This is a genomic window from Parabacteroides sp. AF14-59 (genome assembly GCF_003479515.1).
Taxonomy (GTDB): domain Bacteria; phylum Bacteroidota; class Bacteroidia; order Bacteroidales; family Tannerellaceae; genus Parabacteroides; species Parabacteroides faecis.
The window spans coordinates 80,770-96,410 of record NZ_QUHH01000020.1 but is presented as its reverse complement, the minus strand read 5'-3'; the positions used below and the strand labels follow the sequence as shown (position 1 = coordinate 96,410).

Genomic DNA, 15,641 nt, shown 5'->3' with positions numbered 1-15,641 from the left:
ATATGATAAAACATCTCTTTGGTTTTATCGGAATGTTGCTCCCGCTACTTTCAGCTGGGGCAACAGCCGATAAGCTATCACTTAATAGTGCCGCAGAAATAGCCGATTGGCGTGTTAAAGCACAAGTAGAAATAGGAAAAGACAGTATTTCCATCTATAAAGAAGGGTATGATATTTCCTCTTGGGTAAAAGCGATTGTTCCGGGAACAGTGTTCGGTTCGTATGTGGAAGTCGGACTGGAAAAAGATCCTAATTATGCAGATAATGCTTATAATGTGGATAAGTCCAAGTACGACCGAAATTTCTGGTACAGAACTGAATTTGCAACTTCTTCATTACCGGCTGGCGAAAAAATCTGGCTAAATTTTGAAGGGATAAATAGAAAGGCTGAGATATTCTTTAATGAAAACTGCATTGGAGAACTCGATGGTTTTATGGAGAGAGGTAAATTTGATATTACTGATTTGTTGAAGAAAGAAGGGAATAATGTTTTGGCTGTTCTGGTATACTGGCCGACTTTACCAATTCCAAACTATGCAAGTCCGACTTATATATCGAGTGCCAGCTGGGATTGGATGCCTTATGTCCCCGGATTATTAAGCGGCATAACGGATGATGTATATATTTCGACTTCCGGTCCGGTATCCTTAATCGATCCGTGGGTCCGGACAAAGGTCCCTAATCCGGATGAAGCAGACCTGTCATTGCAATTTGAATTAAAAAATCATACGGGAGAAAAGCAAAAAGGTATATTGAAAGGTGTTATTCAGCCTGGCGATATTAAATTCTCTCAGGAGTTTAATATTGATGCCGGTAAACAGCGGACATTTCAAATAGATAGTAAATGGTGCGAACAGCTGCATATAAACAAACCTGAACTCTGGTGGCCGAACGGATATGGAGAACCGAACTTATATACTTGTGATCTTCAATATGTCATAAATGATAAGGTCTCTGACCAACAGGAGTTTAGTTTCGGTATCCGGGAATATTCCTACGACAACGAAGGTGGTGTATTTCATCTGTCTGTAAATGGGACCCGTATTTATGTCAAAGGTGGAAACTGGGGCATGAGCGAATATATGCTTCGTTGCCGTGGGAAAGAATATGACCTGAAAGTCAAGTTACACAAAGATATGCACTATAATATGATACGCAACTGGATTGGCTCCACCACTGATGAGGAATTTTATGAGGCATGCGACAAATATGGTATTATGGTATGGGATGATTTTTGGTTAAATTCGCATCCGAATCTACCGGACGATGTATTTGCATTCAATAAAAATGCCGTAGAAAAAATCAAACGTTTGAGGAATCATCCTTGTATAGCCGTCTGGTGTGGGGATAATGAGGGAGTTCCTTTACCTCCGTTAAATGGCTGGTTAAAGGAAAACGTGGCAGTCTATGATGGTAACGACCGCTATTATCATGCTAATTCGCGCGAATTCGACTTGTCGGGTAGCGGTCCATGGACTAATGGGACACCTGAATGGTATTTCACTAAATATCCGGGAGGTTTTGGGGACCATGCGCAGAAAGGATGGGGATTCCGTACGGAAATAGGAACCGCTGTATTTACTACATTTGAAAGTTTCAAGAAATTCATACCGGAAGAGTATTGGTGGCCTAGAAATGAAATGTGGAATAAACATTTCTTCGGACCATCTGCAGGAAATGCCAGCCCTGACAAATATTTCTCTACTGTAAATGAAAACTATGGCGATGCTACCGGTATAAAAGATTTCTGCCGGAAGGCACAACTTCTTAACCTCGAAGTAAACAAAGCGATGTATGAAGGCTGGCAGCATCATATGTGGGAAGATGCTTCCGGAATATTGACATGGATGAGCCAATCAGCTTACCCTTCATTCGTCTGGCAGACATATGATTACTATTATGATTTGAACGGCGCTTACTGGGGCGTGAAAAAAGCTTGTGAACCTTTGCATATCCAGTGGAGTCCGGTAGATAATTCAGTAAAAGTAATCAATAGTAGTTCTTACAATTATACAGGATTAAAAGCTATTGCCGAGATTTATAACCTGAATGGTTCGCTGGTAAAAACATATAATCGGATAGCAGATATTAACTCTCCTTCCAATACGGCATCGCTCGCTTTTAATCTCTTGCTGCCAACCGAAAAACAACAGTCGGACTTGTCCCCCGTCTATTTTATTAAATTGAAACTGACAGATAATAAGGGTATAGTTCTTTCGGATAATTTTTATTGGAAAGGGACTGAAAAAGGAGATTACCGGGCTCTGAATAACTTGCCTAAAGCAAAATTAGCGGTAAAATCAAAAAAACAAAAAAAGGGAGAAAAAAATATTATTCATGCAACTATAAAAAATGTTGGTTCTTCCGTTGCTTTCTGTGTCAGGGTCACTCCTGTCCGCTCAGGTGATGGGGAACGTATCCTTCCAATAATGATGAATGATAATTATTTCACTCTGTTGAGAGGTGAGACAAAAGATATTGATATCGAATTTGATACAACTCTATTAGAAAAGGGAAATTACCATTTACTTGTAGAAGCGTATAATGAGTAAAATGTATAATGAGAGTGATTCGGTATCCAATCACTCTCATTTTGTATAGTACAGATTATTTTATCTTCTCAAACCAAGGCAACCTCTCCAAAGGAGCTTCCACCTCAATCGTTTTCGGTCCACGGAATTTTTTGCCTGTATCGTCTTTCCATTGTCCTTTGGGCAACATAACTTTGCGGGTATGTTCTTTGGTCAGGATCGGGGCTACCAAATACTTATCGCCCAGCATGAACTGGTCTTTGCAATCCGCAAATCCCTGATGTGGAAATGCGTATTCCATATGGCGGAGGATCGGTTCGCCTGTCTGAGCTGATTGGCGGGCTTGTTCCAGAATGTAACTTCCCATCTTTTCATGTAAATGAGCATAATCACGGCAAATAGCCAGGTGTTTCTCATCAAGAATACGCCAGGGAGCTACAGAAAACTGCATCATAGGCATTAATGTATGGACCTGGCAGGAACGAACGATCAGTTCCTGATCCAGTTTGGTTTGATCGACACCCAAAAAAGAACCGAACTGGCCTCCGCCAATCATATCCGGACAAGCATAAGCATATCCCAATAAGCCGGCTGCAATCATGTCAGGAATAAGAAGCCCTACAGCATTCCAGGAATAATCCTTATCTCCTAAACGCTGGACCAAAGCCTGTCCTCCCATTTTCCAACCGGCACGGTATTCGTTAAACGGAAAATCCAATCCTATTTTCGCCCAGTATTCACACATATCGACCGATGTAGCTGCTTTATCATAAAACTCCAGATTCGGATCATTATAATGACCTATATCGCCTGCATCGAATTTAAAACCATCGACACCGTATTTCTCCTGCATATTGCGTAACTGTTGCTTCAAATGTTCTGCCGCTCCCGGATTACTAAGATCGTAACAAGCGCTATACCCGTTCCACCAGGGGATTATCGCTGCTTGCTGGGTACCTTTTTTCTTGATCAGATATCCCTTTTGCTGCAATTCACGGAATTCGGGGCTATCCGGACTTACAAACGGACAGATCCATAACATAATGCGGAATCCGTCTTTGTGCAATTGGTCGATCATTCCTTTCGGATCGGGAAAACGTTCCGGCTTGAAGTCAAAATTTCCATAATGTTTCTGCCAGTTATCGTCTACCATAAAAACTCCTACCGGAAATTTGTTTTTCAATATGTTATCTGCATATTTCAGTATATCCTCCTGGTTCTGATTGTACATCAGTTCAATCCATGTATTATACTGCGGCATTGAGAAAAACAAAGAATCCGGCAATTGACCCGAAGGTGGAAAATACTTGGTTGAGGCAGCCAGATAAGCATCTCTTAATGTATTACCAGCCAATACAGGTTCCAAGCTTTCATACTCTGAAAAGATTTGTAAATTGCCATTCTCTATCTTGAAAGAGAACGGTTTTTCACTCCAGATATATCTTCCTTCAGAAGATAAAAGAAGAGGAACATTCTGATTGTTCAGGTTTTCAGAGGCAAGATCGAATAGACGGAGATTGTCTTTAAAAGGCATTTGAGATCCTAAGGCAACCATACCTCCCCACCATTTTTCACCTTCTAAAGATGCGATTTTTGATTCGTATTTGCTTCCGGCCCAACATGATAATGTAAAAAATACAGTCAGAAAGGATAGAAGAAGTGTTTTTCTTAAGTGCATAGCGTTATTATTAAAAGTTTTTATTCAAATACTTCCGCAAAGATACGTTTTACAGTTGGAATACAGTCTCCTTCCGGTTTCCAGGTATAAAAATTAGTTGCTTTTGTCCAAGGTTCTTCCAATGCATAAAAATCTATCTCTGCAGGATTATTCCCTTCCAGCTTTTGAAGTTGATGGTCAAACCAGGTTTTCCAGCGCATATAATAAAAGTCTTTCAGAATGCCATTCCATTCTTTGTGGGCATAATCCCGTAACCCTCCGTTATTTGCTGCATTCCGGTTTCCCCAGGTTGTGATCTGTACCCGGGCATTCCATTCATAAAGATCTTTTTCTTCCGGAGTATTACCAATGGAACGGGCTTGTCGAATCCAGTTACCGACTCTAAATTCCGGACGAGTCCCTAACAATTCGTCTTGTAACAGGAGTAATGCCAGAAAACGCTCTGTGGAAGCTCTATAAAGAGACTTATCACCGGAAATATAAGCCGCTTCGACCACTTTTTCAATCCGCCTTCCTTTTTCTGCGATTGCCTGGCGAGCGATATCTACCAGATCATATTCAAAGTTATTAATCCCTTTAAATTGATCAGCCACAGAAACCAGCATAGCTGCCGCATGTATCACATCTTCCGGATCGTAATAGTCCTCCATTTCCGACCAGCTGGATACCTGATACGGATGCTCGGAAGGGCGGGCACAGAAAATAGATTCATGAGTACCTTGCTGCACATTTTCGGGCGGACAGTTATAGATAGAATTACTTAATAATATCCAGGCATCCTGTACTGTCTTGTTTGTTTTCCCATAACGGGCAAACGTATAATTCTTTATCCATTGGTCTTTATCAAATTTTTCTGCACGCCAGGGTAGTTCGGTAAGCAATTCGAACATGACAGGATTATTCTCACTTCCTTCCATGGTCATGCCGACACCTTTCAATGTTTTGCCAAAAGGACTTTTCTTGGCTTTGTAGAATTCATCGATCACATGGTTCATCTTTCCATGTAATCCGATGTTCCCTCCGTAATTCAACAGCATACAGTAAATCCAGTCATGTTGTCCGAACCCTTCTTTCCGATACCAGGTAGATTTAGGATCTCCCCATTGCGGACGGCTTTCTGAAAACAGGTCCAAAACAATCATATCACCGGCTTTCAGGTTCTCTATCATTTGAGAACGTGGGTTTGCCTGCCACGCCTGAGCGACCCAAACAGCTTTCGGATTATTTTTTTTCATAGCCTGCATGATTGCTTTTCCGGCAGCATCCAGGTTTACTCCGGCAACACTTCCTCCTTCATGGAACGGGTCCATGCTATAAAAGTTGGCTTTGCCGTAGAGCTTGTTCATTTCTTTATAGTAAAGCGAGGCTATTTCATGAAAACGGGGATCGGTCGGCAGCAAAAATGCCGGACGGCGGTAATCGCACCATAATCCCGGATCGGATACGTTCAATTCCAATTTTTCTTTGGCATTATGAGGAACCATGCCTGAATAACCCGGGAGCACGGGTTCAATGCCATATTCACGCATTCGTTTTAAAATGCGTTGCTGGAGAGCTATCTGTTGTTTATACCAATTATCCGAATTGGGGCCTCCCCACCCTTCCAGATTGTTCATCAACCACCAGGCTTGAAAACCGGGACCGGCAATAAACTCGTCGATCTCTTCTTTACAGTATCCTAATTTTTTAAGCACATTATACCAGACACCATCTGTTCCAACCATAGCAAGCGGCAGATTGATCCCATGCAGGGCCATCCAGTCAATTTCCTTTTCCCAACGCTCCCAATCCCAGAAAGCCATAGTGTACGAATAGGTACAATAATTAAAATCGTACCGGTATTTCACTTCTGTTTCATGGCGTTCCTTTTGGGTGACGGCAGGCAAAATTTCCGGAAGCGTGGCCTGCATGCCATTCCAGGAAAGATGGATTCCGGCATAGTATTTTAAGTACCAGTTTAATCCCGTCGCAATATTTACCGGATTATTTCCACGGATAACGACTTTGTTTCCTTTCTGATCCAGTTCGAAGAAATCGACCGGAGAATTGACCTGTTCGATAAGAAATTTATCGGAAGCCCCTTTGTCTATACGCTCTAATAAAGCCTTGACTGGTGATGTGGCTTCGGCTATCACCGTGATGAACAGTAAGCATAAGAGATGAATTACTTTCATTGAATTAATTTTATTTAATAGTAATGATTAGCGTAGCTTTTTGTCCTTTCAGTAATGCCTCCGGTAGTCCTTTGATCCGACCGTCGATAATGACAGTTCCTTCTTTTTGAGTTTTCCCGAAGGCTTCGTCACTTAACGGTTCCCATTCGACAAATTGTTGTGTAATAGTACCATCGTTATAATGTACGTTGACAAATGAAGGAGTAAATAACAGCTCACGGGTAATGTGTCCGTCAATGTTTCGTAGAACGGCATCCCCTTCCGCTATCTGTAAACGGGCAGGTTCTATAGAAGCGATGCACAGGTTATTCTCCGGAACAGCATTATATCCTTCCGGTATTTTTTTATACATGCGTATATAATCGATATCGAAACTTTTAGGGTAAGGAACGGACGGATCATAAGTACCTGTCCAGCCATCTTTAGCTTTCCGATTATCATAGAAAGAAATGATCTGGATAAGCGGATAAGTAATTGCTGCTTTGTGTTTCATTACCTCTATACCGTCGACATAAACAGTGACACCTTCTGGTGTCCAGTCGAAGCCATATATATGGAACTCTTCTGCCAGTTTTTTATTGGCAAACCACGGATGTTTCGTATGATATTGAATGGTAGAATCTTTCCAGCTATGTACTGTAGCCCAAATACGATTGACATCAGTTCCCAATATTTCGAATATATCGATTTCACAACTTTGATTCGGATCGTCTTCGAAACCGATGAGCCACCAGGCACAATGAACACCTCCGCCATCCTGCATCTTGGCACGCATTTCGTAATATCCGTACTGATTGATCTGAGTTGCTTCGGTTTTTATCTGGTGAAGTGCTTTTTTCTTTGGATCATAATGATGCAGTCCGGTTCGACTGGCACTCATGAAACCGGAAATATACATGCCGTTATCAAATTCATTTTTTGAGTTCTTGTCAATGATAAGTCTGATAATACCATTCTTCATTTCATAAGTTGGGGTACAAACGGATCTGTCTTTAGGCCATGACGGCAAATACTCCGGAATCCATTTATCGGTATTAATTTCTTTACCATCAAATTCATCATGGAAAATTAAACGGTATCCTTCTTTTTCCAAAGGATTGGGAGGATAGTCCTGGGCATTGGAAGGCAGTATATTACTTATAAAAAGTAAACCGGAGAGAAATGTATAAAACAAATGTTTCATGATATTTAGTTTTTTATCAGAGAAAAAAAGGCCGCAGTTAAAGCGGCCTTTTCTTAAAATGCAAATATAGTTTTTATTCTTCAAAGCAGCGAATTAATATCCGGGGTTCTGAATAATTTTACCTTTGCCTTCGTTGATAACAGCCTGAGGCAACGGGAATAATACGAATTCATCTTTCGTTGTCGTACAGCCACGGTCTCTCGCATTCTGGATAAACTGTCCGTGACGGATCAGGTCGGAACGGCGAACTCCTTCAAACCAGAGTTCATGTCCTCTTTCATCCAATACTTTCTGAAGGAAGTCATCCACACCCTTCACATCACCCATTACATATGGATTCAGTTTGGCACGAACACGGACCTGATTCAACAAATCCAGTGCTTCTGAGGTAACAGCGTTGCCTTTACGGACAATTGCTTCTGAAAGCAGTGTCAGGACATCTGCATAGCGATAAACAACCAGGTCGATCTGGCTGCCGTCACCCGTAGACTCGGGATCTTCACCATATTTTACGGGAACTGCTCCCGAATAGAGATTTCCATGTTTTTGGATATCAGATTCTTCATTGAAAAGGACCCCGTCGGTACCTACGTATTCACCGACTAAAACAGTCAAGCGGTCATCGCCTTTTTCAAATGTGCGATAGAAAGGCCATGGCACTTTATAACCATCCCATTTCTGGATAGCAGTATTCTGTGTCGGATAGTTACCGGGTAAAGCATGGTCATGCCATAACTGTAGGTTCGTACCTCTTTCTTCCGTACAAGCAAAGATAATTTCTTTATTACCTTCGTTCTCGAGTGTAAAGATGTCTGCATAATTACTCATTAATCCGTAACCGTATTCAGCTTTCAACAGTTCACGACCACATTCTTCTGCTTTCGCCCAGTTCTTTTCATGCATATAGAATTTCATCAGAACAGTATATGCCAAACCTTTGTCGAAACGTCCGAATTGTGTTGTACGGGTCGGCAGGCCTTTCAGGGATTCGGTCAATTCTGTTTCGATGAACTTTGTCATTTCTTCCTGGGTTGCACGCGGTTCTATCACCTCATCCAACGGATTCTGTAAATCTTCTAAGGTCGGGATTGGAATAGGACCGTAGAAGTCATATAGTAAAAATGCCAGCCAACCACGGCCGAGATGAGTTTCCGATACCAGTAATGCTTTCTTTTCATCGCTCATTTCTACATTTGAAACACGATCCAATGTCAATGTCATTGTACCAAGGTATTTCGCATAATCCGTATAATTAAGAGTAGTATAACTATGGTTCGGAGTCCAGTTGTGAGTTGTCAGTGGAATCCAGCTGTCATTTACCCAGCAACAGACTGCAATATCGGTTGACATATCTCCGATAACCTGGAAGCTATGAGCCGTACTGAACACACCGCTATATTCCGCGCTACGGAAAGGAGCATAAACACCTCCTACAACAAGGGCTTCTGCGTCTTTTTCATTTGTCGGGAAGAAGTCCGGATTGATCGCATCGTATCGCTCCGAATCCAAATTAGTACATGAGGCTAATGCGCAACAGCACATTACTGTATATAATAATTTTTTCATGACTTTATCTTTGTTTTTATCTGTTTATACTGATTAGAATGTAATATCCAAACCGAAACTATATGTGCGAACGTTCGGATAAGCCCATTGCAACTGTGCTGCATCGGTCTTGTCACTTGAGACATCGGTTTCAGGATCAAGACCTGTGTACGGAGTAATGATAAACGGATTGTTCACATCAAAGTAAACACGTACGTTCGACAAAATGTGTTTACTGGTCTTGAGCGGGATATTATAACCTAACGTAATATTACGGCAACGGATAAACCAGGTCTTTTCGTAATAATAATCACCTGTACCATATGCACTTTCTGTCTGGAAATAACCAGGCAGTGTACCATTCGGGTTTGCTGAACTCCAGATATCTTTGATGGAAGTCGGCTGGTTATAACCACGACGCAAGTCGTTTACGTTATTACTGATCCAAGTCTTCTTGTAACTGCCGGCAGATAATTTGTCGAACTGGCCGTAGAAATAGATATTGAAATCGAAGTTTTTATAACGTAATGTATTATTGAATCCCATTAAGTATCCCGGGTCTTTACTTCCGTAAATCACCTTATCGGCATCATCCAGCTTGCCGTCAGGTTTGCCTGTCTTCATCGGGATACCGTGTTCGTCTACTTTGATAGAACCATCAGCTTCATATACATAACCATCGATGTCTTTGATCTTTACCTGTCCAGGTAATGCGCCCGGCATGTGGTCGATTGTTTCACCTGGCTGAACTAATCCATCTGACAGATAGCCGGAATAGTAACGCATCCAACCGTTATATTCGTCATATGCTTTCGGCTTCCAGTTCGGATCGCGTTCTTTCCATTTGTCACGATACAAAGAGAAGGTCAGGTCAGAAGTCCATTCGAAATTTTTATTACGGATATTCGTTGTATTGATAGTCAATTCAAAACCCTGGCTTTGTGTTTTACCAACGTTTGCAATGATTTTGTTTACTTCGTTATAAGAAAGCAAAGTACGTTCATTCAGCAGATCCGAGATATTCTTATGATAATATTCAGCTGTTACATTGACACGTCCGTCCAAGAATCCCAAATCCAATCCAACGTTCCATTCGCGTGTTGTTTCCCAGGTCAGGGCACCATTACCCAACTGATCCAGATAAACACCGTTGATCATAGAACCTCCGAATATATTATTGCGGTCTTTAACTTTATAGTAGCTGTAAGCCACATCGCCTACATTGGAGTTACCGGTTTCACCATAGCTTAAACGTAATTTACCATTGGACAGAACGTTTTTCAATGGTGACATAAAATCTTCTTCCAGGAATCTCCAACCGGCAGCAACAGATGGGAAAACACCCCAGCGGTTTCCTTCTGCAAAGTTGGAAGAACCATCTGTACGAATCGTAGCGGTCAATAGATAGCGATCTTTAAAAGAGTAGTTTACGCGTCCAAAGAAAGATGCCATGCGGGATTTTGTTGCACTAGAACCGACGGTCGGGCGTTTGGCGTTACCTGCTCCCAGGTTATTATATAAGAAACCGTCTGTAATGAAGTCATTGCTCTTACCTGACAACATTTCGTACGTAAACAACTGATATGAATGACCAGCTAATACACCAAAGTTATGTTCACCGATCTGTTTGGAGTAGTTGGCAGTCAATTCCATCAGGTAATCCGAGTTATCAGCCTGAGCTACATATGCAGAACCATTCTCTCTGGCTCCGTAAAGTGTGGTAGTCGGCATGTACTGTTTACGTTTCTGGTAGTTACGATCGATACCGAAGTTTGCTTTCAGCAGTAAATCCTGGATCGGACGGACTTCAAAGAATACATTTCCTAACAGACGTTCTTTTGTTGTCTTATCTGTAATATCCAGTAGAGATACAGGGTTCGGCAGGAAAGAAGCGTCGGAGTTCATCGAATAATCACCATTTTCGTCACGGATTGGTAATGCCGGATTGAATTGAGCGGCGGAAACCAGAATACCTGCATTTTCATTCTGTCCGTCTCCTAATGGAATATTGTCATATTCATTTCGTGAAACATTCAGATTCACACCCATTTTCACATATTTGCTCAATTTCTGATCCAGATTAACACGGGCAGAATAACGTTCCATTGCATTATTCTTGATCACACCGTCCTGTTTGAAATAGTTTCCGGAAATCAAATACTTTGTATTGTCGTTACCGCCTGTAATCGATAAGTTGTGTGAAGTCTGGAAACCCAAACGAGAGATCTCGTCAAACCAGTTTGTATTGTTTGCCGGATTGGCAATCTGGTCAACCGTATAAGTCGGGACAAAAGGAGTTCCGATTTCAGATTCAGACTTTCCTCCATAAATACCGACACCGTTCGTACGTAACCACAACTCACGGTTATAGTTGTTTGTTGCCTGCATAAAACCGGAAGCATCCAGCATCTCATAAGACTTGGCGATATCCTGAACAGACACAGAACCGGAATACTGTACTTTAGCAGCTCCACTTTTACCGCGTTTCGTCGTTACGATGATCACACCGTTACCGGCACGTGCACCATAGATAGCAGTTGAACTGGCATCTTTCAAAACTTCGATAGATTCGATATCATTCGGGTTGATAGAGCCCAGGATGTTGTCTTTGTTACCATCTTTATACTGGTTACCACTATCCAATCCATCCGGTGCACTTACCGGGAAGCCGTCGATAATGATCAATGGGTCGTTTCCTGCTTTATCGGAGGAAGCTGCACCACGGATACGAAAAGTAGACTGACCGCCCGGCTGTGCACTGATCGTACTTACCTGCAAACCGGCAGCTTTACCAGCCAAAGCATGGCTGACGGTAGAAACGGTTCCGACTGGGGTATCGTCCATCTTGACAGAGGCTACAGCACCTGTCAAGTCTTTTTTCTTCATCGTACCATAACCGACAACTACCACTTCTTCCAGAGCCTGTGTATCTTCTTTTAAAAGAATATTGATAACACTTTGGCCTTTTACTGCTACATCTTGCGGTGTATAACCGATAAAAGAAACGACTAATGTTGCATTGGCTGGTACGTCAATAGAGTATTTACCATCGATATCAGTCGTTGTACCGTTGGTAGTTCCTTTCTGAATGACATTTGCACCGGCGACAGGTCCCATAGCATCACTAATCACACCTGTTACTTTCTGTGATTGCTGTGAGATGGCAGACATTGAAGCATGCTTTGTAGTCAGCACAATGTGACGGTCTTTAATAGTATATCTCAAGCCTGTCTTTGTAGCGATAGTTTCTAAGACATCCTGGATATTGGCATTTTTCTTACTGATAGAGATTTTTTCATTTTTGTTGATCTCTTCCAGATTATAGAAAAACAGGAACTCCGATTGTTTTTCTATCTGTTTCAGTACATTCTCTAATGTTTCTTCTTTAGCGGAAACATTCAGTTTTGTTGTTTGCGCATAAGTTGCGGCGACCATTTGCGACAGGCAAACGGTTAGCATTAACACGGTTAATTTCATAATTTTTATAGTTCTTTTCAGATTTACAGAAACAACTATATGTTGATTATTCATACTTTTGAATGTTTTAAGATTAAACATGATCCCACGGCAATGGGAGTTTAATTGATTCACACGTTTTAGAAGAGAGAATCCGGCAAGATTTTCTCTTCTTTTTTCTTTTACCACTTTACTCACTCATATTTATCATAATTTAAAGATTAGCTATTATTTATATTTCAGAAACGGTTATATGATGATCGTCAATCTTGTATTTGATTGGAATGGAAAGGTTGATGATCTCCATAATATCTTTTATACTTTGTCCGCGGTAGAAAGTACCTGTAAAAGTTCGTTTATTCAGAGCATCAGATTCGACAGTGAACTGTACGCCGTAAACATGGCTCAAACGGTATAACATGGCTTCCAGACTTTGTTCCGGGAAATAGTAATATCCTGTTGTCCAGGCTGTGAATTGTTTGGCATCCACTTTTTTAATATCGGTCAGATGTGTATTTCTGTTATAGATAAATTGTTGATTCGGTCTTAATACGGTTCGATGGGAAATGTTGTCTGTTGTTAGGCGAACAACACCTTCCAGTAATGTAGTGGTAAGCAGGGAGTCGGAAGCGTAGGCAGTGACATTGAATTTAGTACCCAATGCTTCAATATTCTGTTCCTTCGTTTTTACGATAAAAGGTTTATCCTTTTGTTTGGCAACTACAAAATAGGCTTCTCCTTCCAAATAGACAGTTCTTTGCCTTTTGCCGTAGTCATTTTCATAATAGAATACGGTTTTTGATCCTAGACAGACCTGTGTTCCATCCGGAAGTTCGACGATGTCTGCATTCAGGCCATCCCCACCGATATATCGTGTAGCTATTTTATCTTCCTCTTTATTCAGAGTCAGAAATAACGAAGTAAGACAGACCGTGATGAAGGAAACAGCTGCGTAATTGCCAAACTGAAGCCATTTGATTTTTTTCTGCCGATTGTTTTTCTTTTTCAAAAGACGGTTCCAGCTTAAATCTATATCATCATGCATTTTATTGGAATGGCAGGCATCATAGATAGCCTTAGTTTCAAAGAATACTTTTTTGTTTTCAGCATTCTCATTCACCCAGGAATAGAAATCATTTATCCCTTGTTCATCCAATTGCCCTTGCAGATATTTTATGATCAATTCAGATGGTTCCTCTTTCATATAATTTCCTCGTTAGATATAAAGTGACTTAGTCCTTTATGAACTAAGGATAAAATGTTATCTTTGTCAATGTCAACGGAGAGGAGAGATGAAAAAACACGCAATAGCCACAATAGACTCGGATGTTTTGCTTCGTTTGAAGCAGGGAGATGAAAAAGCGTTTGAGGTTGTTTACTGGAAATATAGTTCCTGGGTGTTTAATTTTATCCAGTCTCTTCTATATGATAAATCCCTGGCTGAAGATCTGACGCAAACTGTTTTTCTGAAAATATGGGAGAAACGCACAAGTATAGATCCTGAACTGGGGTTTGATTCCTATCTTTTTGCCATTGCCCGGAATCTGGTATATAAAGAAACAGAAAATCGTCTGCAATCAGAACAAGTCAATATTGCTTTGAAAGATCGGTCTATAGAGACCGAATCACTGATGGAAGAGAATATAGATGCAGACTCACTAAAGGAATATATCGATACATTGGTTGAACAACTTCCCCCTTCCAGAAAGGATATTTTTCATTTAAGCAGACGTCATCATCTGTCGAATAAAGAGATTGCAGCCCGTTTGTCTATTTCTGAAAAAACAGTTGAAACGCAATTGTATAGAGCGCTGCGTTTTATAAAACAAAAGCTTTCGGACGATACTAATTTGGCGATATTGATGCTTTTGATGATTAAAGGATGTTAAAGACATCCTTTTTTTGTATCCCTTGTAAGGGAACAGTACGATTTTAGGATATACAATATAAAATGAAGATGATGGATAACACTAAGATATTATTACTGGATCGTTTTATGCGGGGAGAAACTTCGCCGGAAGAAGAACAACAGTTGTTGGCCTGGTTCCGGGAGGTTGATTCTCAGGAAGATATTTTGACTTTCTATCGCCAGCGCTGGCATGAATCTGCAACAAAGGAGATTTCCGAAGAGGTTCAGCTCCGGATGTTCAATCAGATAAGAGACCGGATAAATACAGATAAGACTGTACTGCAGAAGAACGATCGGAAACAAAACAGGAGACGTTTGCTTCGTTGGGGACAATATGCGGCGGCTGTTATTTTATGTGTAGTAGTCGGTATAACCTCTCATCTATATACTCGGCAGTCTATGGCGGAGGTTAAAGAGTATATGGTAGAAGCTGAAAAAGGACAACGGGCAAGTGTTACTTTACCGGATGGTACGAAAGTCTGGCTGAATTCTCATACACAAATAATATATAATACTAATTATGGTGTGGAGGATCGGGTTGTCGATTTGCGTGGAGAAGCCTATTTTGAAGTTGCAAAAGATAAGGAACATCGTTTTATCGTAAAAGCCGGAGGACTGGATGTCGAAGCGTTGGGTACTACATTTAATGTAAAAGCCTATAAAGAAGATGACGATGTTATTGCCACATTGTTTTCCGGTAGTATTCGGGCAACGGCAGGAAAACACTCAGCTGTATTGTCTCCTGCCCAACAGGTTGCTTTTAGCCGGAAAAGTGAAACATTGGTAGTTGATAGTCCGGAGAATATAGCTTATGCAAGCATGTGGAGGGATAATGAACTGGCATTTAAAGGGGAAACATTGAATGATATTGCTATACGTTTGAACCGCTTGTATAATGTGCAGATCGAATTCAAGTCAGAAAAGATCAAACAGTACCGCTTCTCCGGTGTCATTAAAAATAATAGCCTGGATAACGTATTTGAGATCATCAGCCTGACATCCCCGATCATGTACGAATCACTTGGAGACACGATTCTCCTGAGTGAGAGAAAATAGAGTGAATTAACGGAGTATTGTTAACTTTAAATAAATTGCTTATGAGATAGATAAAGAGAATAAAAGAAAGGGACAACTTCTGATGAAAGCTGCCCCTTATACAAAGTTT

Annotated in this window: 9 protein-coding genes; 3 read left to right on the top strand and 6 right to left on the bottom strand. The window is 41.0% G+C overall.

Annotation, left to right across the window (positions count from 1 at the left end; genetic code table 11):
* Positions 1 to 2 precede the first annotated feature (2 nt).
* Positions 3 to 2,552, top strand: coding sequence for a sugar-binding domain-containing protein (locus DWW23_RS19235; RefSeq protein WP_122355172.1), 2,550 nt, complete (start codon positions 3 to 5; stop codon positions 2,550 to 2,552).
* Positions 2,553 to 2,607: 55 nt separating this feature from the next.
* Here the strand turns inward: DWW23_RS19235 and DWW23_RS19230 are convergent, their stop codons facing one another.
* The 6 genes from DWW23_RS19230 to DWW23_RS19205 all read right to left on the bottom strand — a co-directional run bounded on the left by DWW23_RS19230 (position 2,608) and on the right by DWW23_RS19205 (position 13,771).
* Positions 2,608 to 4,209, bottom strand: coding sequence for a glycoside hydrolase family 31 protein (locus DWW23_RS19230; RefSeq protein ID WP_122355170.1), 1,602 nt, complete (start codon positions 4,207 to 4,209; stop codon positions 2,608 to 2,610).
* A gap of 20 nt (positions 4,210 to 4,229) precedes the next feature.
* Entirely contained in the window at positions 4,230 to 6,383 is a 2,154-nt protein-coding gene (locus DWW23_RS19225) for an alpha-N-acetylglucosaminidase (RefSeq protein ID WP_122355168.1), read from the bottom strand.
* Positions 6,384 to 6,393: 10 nt separating this feature from the next.
* Positions 6,394 to 7,566 carry a family 16 glycosylhydrolase gene (locus tag DWW23_RS19220; RefSeq protein ID WP_122355166.1) on the bottom strand — a complete coding sequence of 391 codons (1,173 nt, stop codon included), beginning with the start codon at positions 7,564 to 7,566 and terminating at the stop codon, positions 6,394 to 6,396.
* Between the two features lie 93 nt (positions 7,567 to 7,659).
* On the bottom strand, positions 7,660 to 9,132 hold the full coding sequence (locus DWW23_RS19215; protein ID WP_122355164.1) for a RagB/SusD family nutrient uptake outer membrane protein: 1,473 nt from the start codon (positions 9,130 to 9,132) through the stop codon (positions 7,660 to 7,662).
* Between the two features lie 33 nt (positions 9,133 to 9,165).
* Positions 9,166 to 12,642 carry a TonB-dependent receptor gene (locus tag DWW23_RS19210; protein ID WP_122355212.1) on the bottom strand — a complete coding sequence of 1,159 codons (3,477 nt, stop codon included), beginning with the start codon at positions 12,640 to 12,642 and terminating at the stop codon, positions 9,166 to 9,168.
* 157 nt (positions 12,643 to 12,799) lie between these two features.
* Complete coding sequence (locus DWW23_RS19205; protein WP_122355162.1) at positions 12,800 to 13,771, bottom strand: FecR family protein; 972 nt, start codon at positions 13,769 to 13,771, stop codon at positions 12,800 to 12,802.
* Positions 13,772 to 13,859: 88 nt separating this feature from the next.
* Here DWW23_RS19205 and DWW23_RS19200 point away from each other — a divergent pair, with 88 nt between their 5' ends.
* Together DWW23_RS19200 and DWW23_RS19195 are read left to right on the top strand one after the other, a co-directional pair.
* Positions 13,860 to 14,456 (top strand): RNA polymerase sigma-70 factor, encoded by a 597-nt coding sequence (locus DWW23_RS19200; RefSeq protein ID WP_122355160.1) that lies wholly within the window; start codon positions 13,860 to 13,862, stop codon positions 14,454 to 14,456.
* A 68-nt stretch (positions 14,457 to 14,524) separates the two neighbouring features.
* Complete coding sequence (locus tag DWW23_RS19195) at positions 14,525 to 15,532, top strand: FecR family protein (RefSeq protein WP_233564392.1); 1,008 nt, start codon at positions 14,525 to 14,527, stop codon at positions 15,530 to 15,532.
* Positions 15,533 to 15,641 lie beyond the last annotated feature (109 nt).

Coding starts and splice junctions, on each gene's coding strand:
- DWW23_RS19235 (WP_122355172.1), top strand. CDS start 3: ATGATAAAACATCTCTTTGGTTTTATCGGAATGTTGCTCCCGCTACTT.
- DWW23_RS19230 (WP_122355170.1), bottom strand. CDS start 4,209: ATGCACTTAAGAAAAACACTTCTTCTATCCTTTCTGACTGTATTTTTT.
- DWW23_RS19225 (WP_122355168.1), bottom strand. CDS start 6,383: ATGAAAGTAATTCATCTCTTATGCTTACTGTTCATCACGGTGATAGCC.
- DWW23_RS19220 (WP_122355166.1), bottom strand. CDS start 7,566: ATGAAACATTTGTTTTATACATTTCTCTCCGGTTTACTTTTTATAAGT.
- DWW23_RS19215 (WP_122355164.1), bottom strand. CDS start 9,132: ATGAAAAAATTATTATATACAGTAATGTGCTGTTGCGCATTAGCCTCA.
- DWW23_RS19210 (WP_122355212.1), bottom strand. CDS start 12,642: ATGAATAATCAACATATAGTTGTTTCTGTAAATCTGAAAAGAACTATA.
- DWW23_RS19205 (WP_122355162.1), bottom strand. CDS start 13,771: ATGAAAGAGGAACCATCTGAATTGATCATAAAATATCTGCAAGGGCAA.
- DWW23_RS19200 (WP_122355160.1), top strand. CDS start 13,860: ATGAAAAAACACGCAATAGCCACAATAGACTCGGATGTTTTGCTTCGT.
- DWW23_RS19195 (WP_233564392.1), top strand. CDS start 14,525: ATGATGGATAACACTAAGATATTATTACTGGATCGTTTTATGCGGGGA.